Annotated in this window: 17 protein-coding genes; 1 reads left to right on the top strand and 16 read right to left on the bottom strand. The window is 69.7% G+C overall.

Going from position 1 to position 16,935, the window contains the following annotated elements; translation table 11 throughout:
* Positions 1-2 precede the first annotated feature (2 nt).
* Positions 3-962, top strand: a complete 960-nt coding sequence (gene panE / locus QTI33_RS24285; protein WP_286508920.1) for a 2-dehydropantoate 2-reductase — start codon at positions 3-5, stop codon at positions 960-962.
* A gap of 13 nt (positions 963-975) precedes the next feature.
* Here panE and QTI33_RS24280 read toward each other — a convergent pair whose 3' ends face one another.
* The 16 genes from QTI33_RS24280 to QTI33_RS24205 form a co-directional block, all read right to left on the bottom strand.
* The gene (locus QTI33_RS24280) at positions 976-1,848 is read right to left on the bottom strand and encodes an ABC transporter permease (protein ID WP_286508919.1); all 873 of its coding nucleotides are present in this window, start codon (positions 1,846-1,848) and stop codon (positions 976-978) included.
* On the bottom strand, positions 1,845-2,714 hold the full coding sequence (locus tag QTI33_RS24275; RefSeq protein ID WP_286508918.1) for an ABC transporter ATP-binding protein: 870 nt from the start codon (positions 2,712-2,714) through the stop codon (positions 1,845-1,847). The genes QTI33_RS24280 and QTI33_RS24275 overlap by 4 nt, the downstream gene beginning before the upstream one ends.
* A gap of 4 nt (positions 2,715-2,718) precedes the next feature.
* A complete protein-coding gene (locus tag QTI33_RS24270; protein WP_286508917.1) occupies positions 2,719-3,729 on the bottom strand; it encodes an ABC transporter substrate-binding protein in 1,011 nt (336 codons plus the stop codon).
* Positions 3,730-3,737: 8 nt separating this feature from the next.
* Entirely contained in the window at positions 3,738-4,622 is an 885-nt protein-coding gene (locus QTI33_RS24265; protein WP_286508916.1) for a TauD/TfdA dioxygenase family protein, read from the bottom strand.
* A gap of 124 nt (positions 4,623-4,746) precedes the next feature.
* Complete coding sequence (locus QTI33_RS24260; RefSeq protein ID WP_286508967.1) at positions 4,747-6,732, bottom strand: family 2A encapsulin nanocompartment cargo protein cysteine desulfurase; 1,986 nt, start codon at positions 6,730-6,732, stop codon at positions 4,747-4,749.
* 17 nt (positions 6,733-6,749) lie between these two features.
* On the bottom strand, positions 6,750-7,688 hold the full coding sequence (locus QTI33_RS24255) for a family 2A encapsulin nanocompartment shell protein (RefSeq protein ID WP_286508915.1): 939 nt from the start codon (positions 7,686-7,688) through the stop codon (positions 6,750-6,752).
* Positions 7,689-7,754: 66 nt separating this feature from the next.
* Positions 7,755-8,681 carry a serine O-acetyltransferase EpsC gene (gene epsC, locus QTI33_RS24250; RefSeq protein WP_286508914.1) on the bottom strand — a complete coding sequence of 309 codons (927 nt, stop codon included), beginning with the start codon at positions 8,679-8,681 and terminating at the stop codon, positions 7,755-7,757.
* Positions 8,682-8,708: 27 nt separating this feature from the next.
* On the bottom strand, positions 8,709-9,188 hold the full coding sequence (locus QTI33_RS24245; RefSeq protein ID WP_286508913.1) for a rhodanese-like domain-containing protein: 480 nt from the start codon (positions 9,186-9,188) through the stop codon (positions 8,709-8,711).
* 110 nt (positions 9,189-9,298) lie between these two features.
* Complete coding sequence (locus QTI33_RS24240) at positions 9,299-10,663, bottom strand: LLM class flavin-dependent oxidoreductase (protein WP_286508912.1); 1,365 nt, start codon at positions 10,661-10,663, stop codon at positions 9,299-9,301.
* The gene (locus QTI33_RS24235; RefSeq protein WP_286508911.1) at positions 10,660-11,544 is read right to left on the bottom strand and encodes a CmcJ/NvfI family oxidoreductase; all 885 of its coding nucleotides are present in this window, start codon (positions 11,542-11,544) and stop codon (positions 10,660-10,662) included. Before QTI33_RS24235 ends, QTI33_RS24240 begins: the two co-directional genes overlap by 4 nt.
* 10 nt (positions 11,545-11,554) lie before the next feature.
* The gene (locus QTI33_RS24230) at positions 11,555-12,064 is read right to left on the bottom strand and encodes an SDR family NAD(P)-dependent oxidoreductase (RefSeq protein ID WP_286508910.1); all 510 of its coding nucleotides are present in this window, start codon (positions 12,062-12,064) and stop codon (positions 11,555-11,557) included.
* Positions 12,061-13,167 carry an ABC transporter substrate-binding protein gene (locus QTI33_RS24225; RefSeq protein ID WP_286508909.1) on the bottom strand — a complete coding sequence of 369 codons (1,107 nt, stop codon included), beginning with the start codon at positions 13,165-13,167 and terminating at the stop codon, positions 12,061-12,063. The genes QTI33_RS24230 and QTI33_RS24225 overlap by 4 nt, the downstream gene beginning before the upstream one ends.
* 32 nt (positions 13,168-13,199) lie before the next feature.
* Entirely contained in the window at positions 13,200-13,970 is a 771-nt protein-coding gene (locus QTI33_RS24220) for an ABC transporter ATP-binding protein (protein WP_286508908.1), read from the bottom strand.
* Positions 13,971-13,986: 16 nt separating this feature from the next.
* The gene (locus tag QTI33_RS24215; RefSeq protein ID WP_286508907.1) at positions 13,987-14,772 is read right to left on the bottom strand and encodes an ABC transporter permease; all 786 of its coding nucleotides are present in this window, start codon (positions 14,770-14,772) and stop codon (positions 13,987-13,989) included.
* Between the two features lie 2 nt (positions 14,773-14,774).
* Positions 14,775-15,584, bottom strand: coding sequence for an ABC transporter permease (locus tag QTI33_RS24210; RefSeq protein ID WP_444814884.1), 810 nt, complete (start codon positions 15,582-15,584; stop codon positions 14,775-14,777).
* 39 nt (positions 15,585-15,623) lie between these two features.
* Complete coding sequence (locus QTI33_RS24205) at positions 15,624-16,919, bottom strand: O-acetylhomoserine aminocarboxypropyltransferase/cysteine synthase family protein (RefSeq protein WP_286508906.1); 1,296 nt, start codon at positions 16,917-16,919, stop codon at positions 15,624-15,626.
* Between the last annotated feature and the right edge of the window lie 16 nt (positions 16,920-16,935).

Below are 16,935 nucleotides of genomic sequence, written 5' to 3'. Positions count from 1 at the left end.
CCATGAAGATCCTGGTGGTGGGCGCCGGCGCCCTGGGCGGTTACTTCGGCGGCCGGCTGCTGCAGGCCGGGCAGGACGTGACTTTTCTGGTGCGGCCCGCGCGCGCCCGGCAGCTCGCCGCCGGCGGCCTCGCCATCCACAGTCCCCAGGGCGACGCCCACCTGCCCTCGCCGCCCGCCCTGCTCGCCGCGCAGGTCCGGTCGAGCTACGACCTGGTGATCGTGGGTTGCAAGGCCTACGACCTCGAGGCCACCATCGCTGCATTCGCGCCGGCGGTCGGTCCCGAAACCGCCATCCTGCCGCTGCTCAACGGGCTGCGGCACCTGGACCGGCTCACCGAGCGCTTCGGCTACCAGCGGGTGCTGGGCGGCCTGGGCGTCATCTCCGCCGCCCTCGACGCGCGCGGCGAGGTGCTGCACCTCAGCCGCGACCACCAGCTGGCCTTCGGCGAGCTCGACGGCGTGCGCAGCGCCCGGGTCGACGCGATCGCGGCCGCCTTCGCCTCGGCCCGTTTCGACAGCCAGCCCAGCGACAGGATCCTGCAGGCGATGTGGGAGAAATGGGTGCACATCGCCACCCTGGCCAGTGCCACCAGCCTGATGCGCGCCAGCGTGGGCGACATCGTCCAGGCCGGGGCGCAGGACGTCGCGCTGGAGCTGCTCAACGAATGCAGCCGCATCGCCGCGCACAACGGCTTCCCGCCCGGCGCCGAGGCGCTGGGCCGCACGCGCGCCGCCGTCACCGCGCCGGGCTCCACCCTCAGCGCGTCCCTGCTGAAGGACATCGAGCGCGGCGCGCCGACCGAAGGCGATCACATCCTGGGCGACTTCCTGCGCCGCGGGCGCTGGTCCACCGCCGACACCGTGCTGCTGCCCCTGGCCTACGCCCAGTTGCGCAGCTACGAAGCCCGGCGCGCACGCGACGCGGCCGAGGCCGCCGCCCAGCAGCGGCTGGCCGCCTGAGGGCGGACGGGCGCTATCGCTGCTGGCCCCAGCGCCGGACCGTCAGGCGTTCCAATGTCGCGAAGCCGAGGCTTTCCACCAGCAGCCCGATCAGGACCACCATGGCGAGGCCGGCGAACACCCGGTCGGTGTAGAGCTCGTTGCGGTTCTGGAAGATGTACCAGCCGAGGCCGCCCTTGCCCGACGAGGCGCCGAACACCAGTTCGGCCGCGATCAGCGTGCGCCACGCGAAAGCCCATCCGATCTTCAGCCCCGACAGGATCGCGGGCAATGCGGCCGGCACCAGGATCTGCAGCACGTAGCGCAGGCCGCGCAGGCCGTAGTTGCGGCCCGCCATGCGCAGGGTCTCGGGCACCCCCTGGAAGCCGGCGTAGGTGTTCAGCGCCAGCGGCCACAAGACCGAATGGATCAGCACGAAAACCAGGCTGCCGCGGCCCAGCCCGAACCACAGCAGCGCCAGCGGCAGCAGCGCGATCGCGGGCAGCGGGTTGAACATCGAGGTCAGCGTGTCCAGCAGGTCGCGCCCGAGCTGGGTCGACACCGCGAGGGTGGTCAGGACGAAGGCCAGCAGCACGCCGACCAGGTAGCCCTGCAGCAGCACGGCGAAGGAGATGCGCACCTTCTCGATCAACTCGCCGCTTGCGAGGCCGTCGACCAGCGCGCGCGCGGTGGCGCTGAAGGTCGGCAGCAGCAGGTCGTTGTCCTGCCAGCGCGCCAGCAGCTCCCACAGCACGGCGAGCAGCGCCAGGATCAGGCCCTTGCGCACCGCGCCCTGCGCCCAGATGCGGGTCGCCCAAGGCAGCGCGCGTTCGACCGGCACTTCGGTGAACGGCTCCAGCCTGCGCTCGTATTCGCCACGGACCGGCGGATCCAGCAAAGCACTCATGCGTCGACGCCCTCTTCTTCGAACAGCATCCGGTGGATGCGCTGCGCCGCTGCCTGGAACTCGCCGCCGCCCAGGCTGTCGAGCGTGAAGCCGTGGCTGTTGATCTCGGCCCGCATGCGCCCCGGATGCGGCGACAGCAGCGCGATGCGGTTGCCCACCACCAGCGCCTCCTCGATCGAATGGGTGACGAACAGGAGCGTGAAGCGCACCTCGTCCCACAGCGCGAGCAGCTCTTCCTGCATCTTGCGGCGGGTGAGCGCGTCGAGGGCGGCGAAGGGCTCGTCCATCAGCAGCACACGCGGCTGCATCGCCAGCGCGCGGGCGATCGCCACGCGCTGCTTCATGCCACCGGAGAGCTGGTGCGGATGCACGTCGGCGAACTTGGCCAGGCCCACCTTGTCGAGGTAGTGCAGCGCGCGCTCGGCGGCTTCCTTGCGGCCTATCGTGCGCGAGGCCAGCAGCGGGAACATCACGTTCTGATGGACCGTCTTCCACGGCGGAAGCTGGTCGAATTCCTGGAACACCACGATCCGGTCGGGTCCCGGCGCGCTGACGCTGCGGCCGTCGAGCCGGATCTCGCCTTCGACCGGCCGGATGAAGCCGCCGATCGCCTTGAGCAGCGTCGACTTGCCGCAGCCCGAGGGGCCCAGCAGCACGAAGCGGTCGGCCTCGTGCATGTCGAAGCTCACGCGGTGGGTGGCGCGCACCACGCGCTCGCGGGTGCGGTATTCAAGACTCACGCCGTCGACTTGCAGCAGCGGCGCGCCCAGCGCCGCGGCCTGCGCGGCGCGTTCGGGCGCTGCGGTCTGCGCCGCGGGCACCGGCGGCGCAAAGGCCGGACCGGCGCGCAGCATCGTCGTCGTCATGCGCTCAGTTCCCCGCCGCGTTCTGGGCGTCGTCGAAGAAGTAATCCTTGACCGAGGCGGGCTTGTTCTTGATGGCGCCGACGCGGTGCATGAACTCGGCCAGTTGGTAGGTGTTCTGCGGCGTGGTCTTGAACTGGACTTCGGGGTTCTTGATGATCTTCACCAGCAGGTCGCGGTCGATCTTGGCGTTGCTCACCTTGATGTAGATGTCGGCCGCCTTCTCGGGGTTGGCGGCGACGAACTGCGCCGCATCGTTCAGCGCATCGATGAAGGCCTGGTAGGTCTTCGGGTTCTCGGCGCGGAACTTCTCGGTGGCATACAGCACCGTGGCCGAGGCCGGCCCGCCGAGCACCTGGTACGAATTGAGCACGATGTGCGCCTGCGGGTTGCCGGCGAGTTCCTGCTCCTGGAATGGCGGGTTGCCGAAATGGCCGGTGATTTCGGTGCCGCCCTTGATGATCGCCGCGGCCGCATCGGGATGCGGCAGCGCCACGCTGATCTTGTCGAGGCGGGCGAAGTCCTTGTCGCCCCACAGCTTGGCCGACGCCAGCTGCAGCACGCGCGACTGCACCGACACGCCGACCGCGGGCACCGCGATGCGGTCCTTGTCGGTGAAGTCGGCGATGCTCTTCACGGCGGGGTTGTTGCTGACCAGGTAGTAAGGGAAGTTGCCGAGCGAGGCCACGCCCTTCACGTTCTGCCGGCCCTTGGTGCGGTCCCAGATGGTGAGCAGCGGCCCGACCCCGGCGCCGGCGATCTCGATGTTGCCCGAGAGCAGCGCGTCGTTCACCGCCGAGCCGCCCGACAGCTTGACCCACTCGACCTTGGCATCGATGCCGGCCGCCTTGGCGTGCTTTTCGATGAGCTTCTGGTCCTGCGCCACATTGAGCAGCAGGTAGACGACGCCGAACTGCTCGGCGATGCGGATCTGGCCTTCGGCGCGGGCCGCCAGGCTGCCGGCCAGCAGGCCGAGGCCGGCGATGACCGTGGCGGTCTTGCGAATGATGTTCTTCATGGTGCGGATCAGAAGGGCGTGTCGCCCTGGATGGTGGTTCGATAGAGCTTGCGGCGCAGCGCGTCCGGCGTGCCGGCGGCCAGGTGCATGAGCGAGCGGTTGTCCCAGAACACCAGGTCGTGGGGCGCCCACTGGTGGCGGTAGACGAATTCCGGCTTGACGCTGTGGGCGAACAGTTCGGCCAGCAGGGCCTCGCTCTCGTCCTGCGGCAGGCCGACGATGCGGGTCGTGAAATGCTCGCTGACGAAGAGCGCCTTGCGGCCGGTCTCGGGATGGGTGCGGACCACCGGCTGGATGGCGGGCGCGACCTGGTCGATCTGGGCCTGCGAGAGCTTGGGGCGCCACGGGTTCTTGGACCGCAGTTCCTCGTACTTGGCCAGGTAGCTGTGCTCGGCCTTCAGGCCGAGGATGCGCTGCTGCAATGCCGGATCGAGTGCCTCCCACGCCAGGTGCTGGTCGGCGAAGAGCGTGTCGCCGCCTTCGCTCGGCAGCTCCTGCGCATGCAGCAGCGAGCCCAGGCTGGGCTTGTCCTTGTAGGAGATGTCGGAGTGCCAGTAGACGCCGGCGTCGCCCAGCCCGATGGGTTCGCCCTTCTCCTTGATGTTGGAGACGATCAGGATCTCCGGCTGGCCGGGGAGCTGGAACTGGTGCAGCACGTGGATCTCCAGCGGCCCGAAGCGGCGGCTGAAGGCCACGTGGTCCGCCGGTGCGACCTGCTGGTCGCGAAAGACCAGCACGTGGTGGTCGAGGTGGGCGCGGTGGATGCGCGCGAAATCATCCGCGTTGATCGGCTTCGAGATGTCGAGGCCGATGATCTCGGCGCCGACGGGGGCGTCGAAGCGGCGAATCTCGAAAGTCTGGGCGGGTGCCGTGGGGGCGGTTGCGACGGCCATGGAAGCGACGGACAAGTGAACAAGTCCGCCACTCTAAAGATCGCGCAACCAACGGGGAACGACTGAATTCTCGCTTGCTTATGAAAAACTCATCTGAAGCAGCCTCCGATCCGGCCCCGGCGGCTCATCCCGCGCGCCGCTGGCTGGCCAGGCGGCGCATCACCGCCACCATCCGATCGATCTCGTCGAAGGTGTTGTAGAACGCCAGCGAGGGCCGCACCGTGGTCTCGACCCCGTTGCGCCGCAGGATCGGCTGCGCGCAATGGTGGCCGGTGCGCACCGCGATCCCTTCGTCGTTCAGCGCCTGGCCCACTTCCTCGGTGCTGTGGCCGGCCAGCACGAAGGACATCACGCTGGCCTTGTCCGCCGCGGTGCCGATCAGCCGCACACCCCGGATCGCCCCGAGTTGCTGCATGCCGTAGACCAGCAGTTCATGCTCGTAGCGCGCGATGTTCTCGATGCCGACCTTGTTCACGTAGTCGATCGCCGCGCCGAGCCCCACCGCATCGGCGATGTTGCCGGTGCCGGCCTCGAACTTGTTGGGAATCGGCTGGAACACGGTCTTCTCGAAGGTCACGTCGGCGATCATGTTGCCGCCGCCCTGCCAGGGCGGCATGTCCTCCAGCACCTCGCGCCTGCCCCACACGACGCCGATGCCGGTCGGCCCGAACACCTTGTGGCCCGAGAAGACGAAGAAGTCCGCGCCCAGGTCCTGCACGTCCACGCGCATGTGCGACACCGACTGCGCCCCGTCGACCAGCGCCTTGGCGCCGGCGCGGTGCGCCAGTTCGACGATCTCCTTCACCGGCACCACGGTGCCGAGGGCATTGGAGACCTGCGTGACGGCCACGATCTTGGTGCGGTCGTTGAGCAGCTTGCGGTACTCGTCGAGCAGCACCTGGCCCGAATCGTCCACCGGGATGACGCGCAGCTTCGCGCCCTTGGCGGCCGCCAGCTGCTGCCACGGCACGATGTTGGCGTGGTGCTCCAGGTGCGAGACGACGATCTCGTCGCCCTCGCCCACGTGCTGGCCGCCCCAGCTCTTGGCCACCAGGTTGATGGCCTCGGTGGTGCCGCGCACGAAGATGACTTCGTCCGCCTCCGGCGCGTTGATGAAGCGCCGCACCCGCTCGCGCGCGCCTTCGTAGGCATCCGTGGCGCGCGCGGCGAGCGCGTGCGCGGCGCGGTGGATGTTGGAGTTCTCGTGGGCGTAGAAGTGGCTGATCCGGTCGATCACCGACTGCGGCTTGTGCGTGGTGGCGGCGTTGTCGAACCACACCAGCTGGCGGCCGTTCACGCGCTCCTGCAGCACGGGGAAGTCGCGCCGCACCGCATGGACGTCGAAAGGCTGCCGCTGGCCCACGGTGGCCGTCGGGACATCGTCCCGAGGAGACGGCATGGCCGGCGTCACGTGGCCGCTGGTCAGACGCACCGAGTCGACGAAGTAGTACTGGGGCTCGCTCGACGGGGTGGGCTGGCTCGGGGCCTGCGTCGCCAGCAGCGCCCGCACGTCAGCGCCGTCGGGCTGCGCAAAGGGAAAGCGCGCCAGCTCGTCGTGCACCGGCGCGCTGGCGCCGTCGGCACCGCGGCCGCCCGGCGACGGTTGCCCGTAGCCGGCGCCGAGGAAGTAGAACGGCGACGCCGCCTGGGCTTCGGGCACGCCGAGCAGCCCGCTGCCGAAGCGCGGCTCGTAGGCGGGAACGGCGCTGGTCACCTGGTCGGGGACGCCGTTCGCAGACGTGGCGTGCGGCAACAGCGCCGGCGCGCGGTGGCCGAGCGACAGCACCTGGGTCGGCGAGGCCGGGATCAGGTTGATGCCGGGGATCTGGCCCTGCGGGATCGGCGTGCCCGGCACGCTGGGCCCGAAGCCGGCCGGGCTCACGAGGGGCGACCCCGGCGGCGCGATGTTGGCGGGCGCCTGCAGGCCCGGCGCCACGCCCGGCAGGCTGGTGAAGCCGGTGGGCGGCGTGCCCGGCAGGCCCCCCGCCGAATGCAGGCCGGCGGGCGCCGCGACCTCGCCGGGCAGCGCGGCGAACAGCTGCGTCGCCAGGCGCGCGAGGACGGCCGGATCGAACGGCGCCCCGGTCGGGCCGGGTGGGAAGTCGGACATGCTCACGGTGCGGCTTCTTACTTGTAGGTGTCGAGGACGGAATAGTCGTGGTACCTGCCGACCTCGACGTCGTCGAGCACCGCCAGTGCGTCGGTCGTCAGCACCGCCACCGAGCAGTACAGCGAGATCAGGTAGGAGGCGATCGCATGGTTGTTGATGCCCATGAAGCGCACCGACAGCCCCGGGCTCTGTTCGCCCGCCAGGCCCGGCTGGAACAGGCCGATCACGCCCTGGCGCTTGTCGCCCACGCGCAGCAGCAGGATCTTGCTCTTGCCGTCGGCGACCGGCACCTTGTTCGACGGGATCAGCGGAATGCCGCGCCAGGTGATGAACTGCGAGCCGAACAGGCTCACGGTCGGCGGCGGCGTGCCGCGGCGCGTGGCTTCGCGGCCGAAGGCGGCGATCGCCAGCGGATGGGTGAGGAAAAAGGCCGGCTCCTTCCAGACCTTGGTCAGCAGTTCGTCGAGGTCGTCGGGCGTGGGCGCGCCGGTCAACGGGAAGATGCGCTGCTCTTCGGTCACCTGCGACAGCAGGCCGTAGTCCGGGTTGTTGATCAGCTCGCTTTCCTGGTTTTCCTTGATCGTCTCGATCGTCAGGCGCAGCTGTTCCTTGATCTGGTCGTGCGGGCTGCTGTAGAGGTCGGAAATGCGGGTGTGGACGTCGAGCACCGTGCTCACCGCGTTGAGGTTGTACTCGCGCGGCTGCTCCTCGTAGTCGACCCAGGTGCGCGGCAGCTGGTTCTCGCTTTCCTTGGCCGTGCAGACGACCTGGATCGATTCCGGGTTCTTGACCTTGTTCAGGCGGTAGATGCCGGCTTCCACCGGAACCCACTGAAGAAGATGCGTGAGCCAGCGCGGGCTGATCGTCTCGAGTTGGGGAACGCTCTTGGTGGCATTGGCGAGCTGGCGTGCGGCGCTGTCGCCGAGGGCGTGCGTTCCGCCGACTGTTGCTGTCATGAGGGAAAACTCCGTAGGGGTGGAAAGGAAGTCGAAAAGGAATCGCGGGAAAGTGTCGAGCGGCGCTCACCGTGCGAGCGCCGCCGCGGTCGCCGACGCCGAGTTGCGCACGCCGGCCTGGGTCACGCTGGCGCCGGCCGGAACGTCCTCGGTCAGCCAGACGTTGCCGCCGATGACGGCGCCGCGGCCGATCGTGACCCGTCCCAGGATGGTGGCGCCGGCATAGATGACGACCTCGTCCTCGACCACCGGGTGGCGCGGCAGGCCCTTTTGCAGCACGCCGTGGGCGTCGGTCGGGAAGCGCTTGGCGTCCAGCGTCACGGCCTGGTAGATGCGCACGCGCTCGCCGATCACCGCGGTCTCGCCGATGACGACGCCGGTGCCATGGTCGATGAACAAGCCCGAGCCGATCCGCGCGCCGGGATGGATGTCGATGCCGGTCTCGGCATGCGCGAGCTCGGCGACGATGCGCGCGAGCAGCGGCAGCTGCAGCCGGTAGAGCTGGTGCGCCAGTCGGTGGAAGATCATGGCCAGCACGCCGGGATAACACAGCAGCACTTCGTCGACGCTGTGCGCGGCCGGGTCGCCGTGGTAGGCGGCGATCACGTCGCTGTCGAGCAGCCGGCGGATGCCGGGCAGCGCCGCACCGAAGTCGTGCACGGCCTGGCGCGCCTGCGCATCGATGTCCGCCGCGGTGCGCGGTGCGTGCCGCGCCACGTAGTGCAGCTCCAGCCGCGCCTGCTCCAGCAGCGTGTGCAGGGCGGCATCCAGCGTGTGCGCGACATAGAAGTCCTCGCCGTCGTGGCGCAGGTCCGAGGGCCCGAGCCGCATCGGAAAGAGCGCGCCCTTGAGCTGCGCGACCACCGCCGCCAGCGATTCGCGCGACGGGAACTCCCGGCCAGCGGGCTCGCGCGAGCGCTTCTGGGCATCGCGCCATTCGCCGCGCACGCGGCGCAGCGCGCTGACCACCTGGTCAACGTCGAATGCGGACATGGTTGGCTCCTGGTGGGTCCCGGACGGTCAGTCCTGGATCCACGGCAGCCCGTGGAAGCGCCAGCCGTCGGAGCCGCCGCGATGCTGCCGGGCGTCGATCTCGCCTTCGAATCCTTCGAGCACGTTGAAGACATGGGTGAAACCGGCCTTGGCCGCGGCTTCCGCCGCCAGCGCCGAGCGCTTGCCGCTGCGGCACAGCAGCAGCACCACCGCGTCCTTGCCGCCGTCCTTGGCCAGCTTGGCTTCGAGCTCCCGCACGAAGCGCGGATTGCGCGTGAGCGCGGTGCCGGTGGCCCACGGCACGTGCAGGCTGTCCGGCACCTGGCCGACGAACTTGCGCTCTTCGCCGGAACGCACATCCACCAGGACTGCCTCGCGGCGCTGGACCAGCTGCCAGGCCACCGGCGGCACGACGCCGCCCGCGTAGGGCAGCTTCTGCTGTTCCGCCTGGCTTCTGGCCTGCTCCAGGGCCTCTGGCAATGCAAGGGTTTCGGCTTCCGATGACATGAAAAGGCGCTCCGTCGAAAAGTAGTGAGTGGGCTTCGCCGGATGGCGATGGCCCACTTTAGGGGGGCCGCCATCAGACACAAACTACTGAAAAGTGAATTCCTTAGAACCTATTCATCTGTGATGGCGGCTTCGAGGGCATGGCGGTGCGGATGCGCGGGCCGCTTCAAGCCGAGGTGGTCGCGCAAGGTGCGGCCCGTGTAGGCGGTGCGGAAGAGCCCTCGCCGCTGCAGTTCCGGAATGACCAGCTCCGCGAAGTCCCGCAGCCCGAACGGCAAGGTGGGCGCCAGGACGTTGAAGCCGTCGGCCGCGCCGGTGCTGAACCAGTGCTCGAGCTGGTCGGCGATCGATTCGGCGGTGCCGACGATCGTCCAGTGGCCGCGCGCGCCGGCCACTTTTTCGTAGAGCTGGCGGATCGACAGGTTGTCGCGCTTGGCCATCGCTGCGAACAGTTCCTGGCGGCTCTTCCACCCCTCGGTCACGGGCAGGTCCTGAGGGAAGGGCCCGTCGATGTCGTGGCCCGAGAGATCGACGTTGCCCAGAAAGGTCGACAACAGGCCGACGCCGAGCACCGGGTCGATCAGGCCCTGCAGCTGTTCGAACTTCTCCTGGGCCTCCTGCTGGCTGCGGCCCACGAAGGGCGAGATGCCGGGCAGGATCTTGAGCTGGTCCGGCGTGCGCCCGTGGGCGGCCAGCCGCGACTTGAGCCCGGCGTAGAAGGCCCGCGCGTCCTCGACCGTCTGCTGCGCCGTGAACACCACCTCGGCCGTGGCCGCGGCCAGCTCCTGGCCGTCGCCCGACGAGCCGGCCTGCACCAGCACCGGGTAGCCCTGCGGCGCACGCGGCGTCTGCAGCGCGCCATGCACCTTGTAGTGCTCGCCCTCGTGCGCCACGCGGTGCAGCCGGGCCGGATCGAAGAAGCGGTTGGCGGCCTTGTCGTGGATGAAGGCATCGTCTTCCCAGCTGTCCCACAGGCCCTTGACGATCTTCACGTACTCGTGCGCCCGCGCATAGCGGTGGGCATGGGCCAGCTGCTGGTCGAGGCCGAAGCTGCGGGCCTCGAAGTCGCTGCCCGAGGTGACCAGGTTCCAGCCGCTGCGGCCGCCGCTGACCTGGTCCAGCGAGGCGTACTTGCGCGCCAGGTGATAGGGCGGCAGGTAGGTCGACGAGACCGTGGCCACCAGCCCGATGTGGGTGGTCGACTGCGACAGCGCCGCCAGCGAGATCAGCGGGTCGAGCGGATACCAGAGCGCGTTCTTCGCCACCACGGCGTCGGGCGGTCCGGGCAGGCCGACGTTGTCGGCGAAGAAGATGGCATCGAACTTGGCCTCCTCCGCGATCCGGGTCCATTCCTTCAGCGCCTCGATCCGGCTGGCCGCGCCGGGATCGACGTCGGGGTGGCGCCAGGCCGCGAGGTGATGGCCGACGCCGAAGAAGAAGGCGCCGAGATGCATGTGTCTTTGGGATGCGGTCATGGGGAAGGGTCAGGGGACGGTCCGCCGTCGGCGGGCCAGAACACCAGCGCCCGCAGCTCGATGCTGCGGCGCGCCGGCGCATCGGCGGGCGTGTCCGGGTGGACGAAGGCGGTGTGCGCCGTCAACCGCGCGGTGCCGTCGTCGCGCGAGTCGTAGATCTTCAGCAGCAGCGCCTCGTCGCCGCGCAGGCGCGGGAACCAGTACCAGCGGTGCGCCGGGTTGTGCAGGAACGCGTAGGTCTCGCCCACCTTGTCGCGGTAGACCAGGTCGCTCGGCACCAGGTCGGCGGGTGCGATCGAGCGCGCATCGCACAGCGCCAGCGGCAGCTGCTCCACGGTCGCCAGCGGCCGCCACAGGTTGATGATGGCGAAGCGGTGCTGCAGGCGTTCCGCCGCCTCTGCCGCGGGCAGGTGATCGCGCACGCGGCGCGGCCCGGAGACGAAGGTCTGGTCGTTGTGCACGCGCCGCACCGGTTCGCGCAGCGATGCGTTGGCGCGCGACCCGTGCGCGCTGTCGCGCAGGGTGTGGTCGAACACCACCACCTTCTCGGCCCCGGTGGCTTCGCGCAGCAGCGCGGCCGACTCGGCGTAGTACACCGAGCGGATCGCCGCCTCGTCCGAGAAGGCGGTCACGGCGCTGCGGTGCGACAGCTGCGCGAAGCCGCTGCGGTCGAGCGACAGCTCGCCCAGCGCGGCCAGCGGGCGACCGTCGTGGATCACGACCCGCTTCGGCACCAGCTCCCCGGTGCTCCAGGGCACGCCGGGGGGCGGCTCGAAGGTGTAGCTGACAGGACGCGCCACCCCCGGGGCCAGGTAGTTGAGCTCCGCCTGCACGGCCGGGATCGTGTGCACGCCGGGCCAGGGATTCAATACGGCACTCATGGCGATCTCCTCAGAAAGGTTCCTTGAACGGGCGCAGGTCGATCTCCTGGGTCCAGGCGCTGCGGTGCTGCAGATGCAGCTGCCAGTAGCTCTCGGCGATGGCGTCGAGCTGCAGCAGGCCGTCGTCGCCGGCCTGCGCCACCCGCTGCGGCGCGCTGGTGCGCAGGCGCTCGCCGTCGATGCCGCCGTCAATGACCACGTGCGCGACGTGAATGCCCTCTGGCCCGAACTCGCGCGCCAGGCTCTGGCTCAGCGAGCGCAGCCCGGCCTTGGCTGCGGCGAAGGCCGCGAACGGAGGCTTGCCGCGCAGCGCGGCCGTCGCGCCCGTGAACAGCAGCGTGCCGCGACCGCCGGGCGCGGTGCCGGGAATGCCGTTGGCCTGCAGCTGCTCGCCGGTGCGTCCGGTGAGCGCGACGCTGAAGCCGCCGCGCGCGAAGCGCCGCGCCAGGGCGGCGCCGAGCCCGGCGCCGGCACCGACGCCGGCGATCCATGCCACCGGCTCGCGGGCTTCGACGCTCATCGCGACGCCACCAGCCCGGCCGCGTTGGTCGGCGTCCAGAAGGTCTCGAGCTTCAGCTCCTTCAAGGCCTGGTTCAGGAAGCTCGGGTCGGCCCAGGCCTGTGCGTCGTAGGTCTGGCGGATGATGCCGAGCTTGCGCGCGCCGTCGATCACGTCCGTGTAGTGCGACACGAAGCCGTTGTCGAGCAGTGGCGAATAGCGCTCCTTGATCACGGTGCCTTCGAAATCGCTGGCAAACAGCGCCACCGGCAGGCCGCTGATGTCGTGGAAGCGGGTGAACAGCGCGGCCCGCTGGCCCTCGTCGAGCGAGGCGGCATGGGCCTGCTGCACGATCACCTTGACGAGGCGGGTCAGCGCCTGCGGGTACTTCTTCGCGAAGTCGTCGGTGGCGATGGTGCCCGAGTTGATGCCGTAGATCGGCCCCCTGCCCCGCGTGCTGACCGGAATGTCGGCCGTGCCCGCGATCTTGAGCAGCTGCAGGTCCGAGCCGCCGAAGGTGGCGTCGATGTCCTTGCTGACCAGCGCCGCCTTCGAGGTCGGCCAGTCGAGGTTGGTGAAGCGCACGTCCTTCTCGGTCAGGCCCTGGTCTTCGAGCAGGCGGTTGAAGGACAGCTGGTAGGCCGTGCCGCGCAGCACCGCGACCCGCTTGCCCTTGAGGTCCTTGAAGCTCTGGATGTTGGCGCCCAGCGCCGTCGCCAGGTAGCTGTTGCTGCCGCGCCCGCCGGCCAGCACCAGCCGCGTCTTGAGCCCGCTGGCGCGGCCGATCACGCCGGCCAGGTCGCCCAGGAACACCACGTCGAGCTGGCCGGTGGCGAGCGCCTCGTTGATGGCGGGGCCGGCGCCCTTGAAGAACTTCCATTCGACCTGGACGCCGTCCTTCGCGAACTCGGCCTCGATCGCCTTGCTCGCATAGGCCAGCGACACCGGGCCGGCGCCGGCGAAGGATTTGCCGGCGCTGCCCTGTTCGGGCGCGGCCAGTCGGATCACCTTGGGCAGGTCGGCCGCGCCGGCCGTCGGCGTGGCCGCGGCGGCCAGCAGCCCGGCCAGCGCCAGGGCGGTCGCCAGGAACGGCCGGCGGCCGCGGGAAAGTTCGAAGGAAGTCATGTGAAGGTCCGGAAGGGAAAAATGAAGAAGGTCTAGAAGACGGCCGCCTCGGCCCCGAACTCGGCCAGCACCGTCTCCTTGACGTCGGCGAAGTCGCGCGACGCACGATGGCGCGGATGTGGCAGCGGCACCGGGACGATGCGCCGGATGCGGCCCGGCCGGGGTTCCATCACCACCACCTTGTCGCCGAGGAACACCGCCTCTTCGACGTCGTGCGTGACCAGGATCGTGGTGATGCCCTCGGCGCGCCAGATGCGGTGCAGCTCCTGCTGCAGGTGGGCGCGGGTGATCGCGTCGAGCGCGCCGAAGGGCTCGTCGAGCAGCAGGATCTCGGGCCGGTTCACCAGCGCCCTGGCGATCGCCACGCGCTGCGCCATGCCGCCCGAGAGCTGGTGCGGCCAGGCCTTGGCGAAGCCCTGCAGCCCGACCAGCTCGATGTGCTCGCGGACCTGCATGCGTTTCTGTCCCTCGGTCAAGGGCGCGTTGAGCAGGCCCAGCCCGATGTTGTCCTCGACCGTCAGCCAGGGAAAGAGCCGGTGCTCCTGGAACACGATGCCGCGGTCCAGGCTGGTGCCGGCGATGCGCTGGCCGTCGAGCAGCAGCTCGCCGCGGTAGTCTTCCTCGAGGCCCACCACCAGGCGCAGCAGCGTCGACTTGCCGCAGCCGCTGGCGCCCACGATGCTCACGAACTCGCCCGGCTCGATGCGCAGCGTGATGTCGCTCAGCACCTGCAGCGGTGCGCCCTCGACCACGTACTGCTTGCCGAGGTGGCGAATGTCCAGGGTTCCTGCCTTGTCGGCCATGCGTGCGTCTCCGGGTTCAGAACTGCGCGACCGACCGCCCGCGCCAGGCGAGCAGACGGGTCTCGATGCGGGTCGCGATCCAATTGAGCGTGAAGCCCACCGCGCCGACCACGATCACGCCGAAGATCACCAGGTCCATCTGGAAATGTTCGCGGCCGTCGATCATGGTGTTGCCGATGCCTTTGCCGGCCACCAGCAGGTACTCGGCGCCCAGCGTGGCCAGCCAGGCGTAGATCAGGGCCAGGTGGATGCCCGCGAAGATCGATGGCGAGGCGCTCGGCAGCACCACCCGCCCGAGCAGTTGCCGGCGGCTGAACTTCAGCACCCGCGCCACCTCGATGAACTCGCGCGGCACGCTGCGAATGCCCTCGAAGGTGTTCAGCACCACCGGGAAGAAGGCGGCCAGCGACAGGAAGGCCACCTTGGCCGCATCGCCGAGCCCGAACCAGACCGAGATCAGCGGAATCCACGCGAACAGGGAAATCTGCTTGAGCGTGTGGAAGCTCGGTCCCACGGCGCGCTCGAACAGGCGCGAGAAGCCCAGCGCCGCGCCGAACAGCAGGCCGCCGGAGGCGCCGATCGCGAAGCCCGCGAGATTGCGCCACAGGCTCGATCCCAGTGCGCTGCGGAGCTCGCCGCTCGCCGTGTAGCGCACGGCCCGCGCCCAGACCGCCTCCGGCGCGACCAGCATCGGCGAGCTGCTCCAGCCGAAGCGCGCCGCGAACCACCAGAGCAGCAGCAGCCCGAGCGGCAACACCCAACCCCGCAGGGCCTTGGGCACGGGATGCGGCCGTGTCGCCATGTTCAGAACCCGGCCCGCCGCCAGCGCGTGAGCCGCAGCTCGACCAGCGCCAGCGCCTTGTCGAGCAGGTAGCCGACGATGCCGACCACCACCACCGCGGCCAGCACGACGTCGAGCTGGAACAACTGCCGGCCATAGACGATCAGGAAACCGATCCCTTCGCTGGACGCCAGCAGCTCGACCACCACCAGCGCCAGCCAGGCGTGGGTGAAGCCATAGCGCACGCCGCTCCAGATCGGCGCAAAGGCGGACGGCAGCACCACCTTGGTGAGCAGCTGCCAGCGCGTGAAGCGCAGCACCCGCGCGACTTCGATGTAGCGCGTGGGCACGCCCTGGATGCCCTTGCAGGTGTTGAGTGCGATCGGCACCAGCGCCGCCTTGGCGATGAGGATGATCTTGAGCGCCTCGTCGATGCCCACCAGCAGCATCAGCAGCGGCAGCCAGCCCAGCACCGGCACCTGGCTGAAGGCCTTGAAGAGCGGATAGACGTAGTCCTTGAAGGTCGGCGACAGGCCCATCGCCACCCCCAGCGCGCCGCCGACGGCCAGCCCCACGGCGAAGCCCGCGAACACGCGCGTCATGCTGACTTGCAGATGACCCCAGATCTCGCCGGTGCGCAACAGGTCGAGCAAGGTCGCCCAGACCGCGGCCGGCGACGGCAGCACCTGCGGCGCGATCCACTCGAAGCGGGCGCCGAGGTACCACAGCAGCAGCACCGCGAGCGGGAACGGCCAGGCCACCAGGCGGGGCGCGATGCGCTCTTGCAGCCGCCGCCAGGCCGAAACGGGCGACGACCGCCCGGCGGCGGCCATCAGGGACAGGTCGGCGGACGGGATCGACACGCGGCAGGCTCAGAGCTTGGCCAGCGCCTGGTCCAGGTCGGCCAGCAGGTCGTCGATGTGCTCGATGCCGACCGACAGGCGCACCGTGTCTTCCGAGACACCGGCCCGGGCCAGCTCGTCGGGCCCGAGCTGGCGGTGCGTGGTCGACGCCGGATGGGTCGCCAGCGAGCGCACGTCGCCGATGTTGACCAGCCGCGTGAACAGCTGCAGCGCATCGAGGAAGCGGGCGCCGGCGGCGCGGGCATCGCCGCCCTGGCTGGCCAGGCCGAAGGTCAGCACGCCGCTGGCCTTGCCGCCCAGGTACTTCTTCGCCAGCGCATGGTCCGGATGGTCTTCGAGGCCGGCATAGTTGACCCACTTCACGGCCTTGCTCGAACGCAGGTGCTGGGCCACGGCCAGCGCGTTGGCGCTGATGCGGTCGACCCGCAGCGCCAGCGTCTCGATGCCCTGCAGGATCAGGAAGGCATTGAAGGGCGAGATCGCCGCGCCGGTGTTGCGCAGCGGCACGACGCGCGCCCGCCCGATGTAGGCCGCGGCGCCCAGCGCCTCGGTGTAGACCACCCCGTGGTAGCTGACGTCGGGCTCGTTGAGGCGCTTGAAGCGCTCCTTGTGCTCGGCCCACGGGAACTTGCCCGAGTCGACGATCGCGCCGCCGATGCTGGTGCCGTGGCCGCCGAGGTACTTGGTCAGCGAATGCACGACGATGTCCGCGCCGTGCTCGATCGGCCGGCTCAGGTAGGGCGACGGCACCGTGTTGTCGACGATCAGCGGCACGCCGTGGCGGTGCGCGATCTCGGCGATGGCGGCGATGTCGGTGACGTTGCCCGCGGGGTTGCCGAGCGACTCCACGAACACCGCCTTGGTCCTCGTGTCGAAGAGCTTCTCGAAGCTGGCCGGATCGCGGTGGTCGGCAAAGCGGGTCGTGATGCCGAACTGCGGCAGCGTGTGGGCGAACAGGTTGTAGGTGCCGCCGTAGAGCGCGGTGCTCGAGACGATGTTGTCGCCCGCCTCGGCGATGGTCTGGATCGCGTAGGTCACGGCCGCCTGCCCCGACGCCACGGCCAGCGCCGCGATGCCGCCTTCGAGGGCCGCGACCCGCTGCTCGAGCACGTCCTGGGTCGGGTTGTTGATGCGGCTGTAGATGTTGCCGGGCACCTTGAGGTCGAACAGGTCGGCGCCGTGCTGGGCACTGTCGAAGGCGTAGGCCACGGTCTGGTAGATCGGCGGCGCCACGGCACGCGTGGTCGGCTCGGGCGAATAGCCGGCATGCACCGACAGGGTTTCGAATTTCCAGTTGTTCGACATGCTCAGGTCCAGGAGT

Source organism: Variovorax davisae, from assembly GCF_030316845.1.
In the GTDB taxonomy this organism is placed as follows: domain Bacteria; phylum Pseudomonadota; class Gammaproteobacteria; order Burkholderiales; family Burkholderiaceae_C; genus Variovorax; species Variovorax davisae.
Note: the sequence above shows the minus strand (reverse complement) of the source record. Positions and strands in the feature narration are given on the sequence as shown.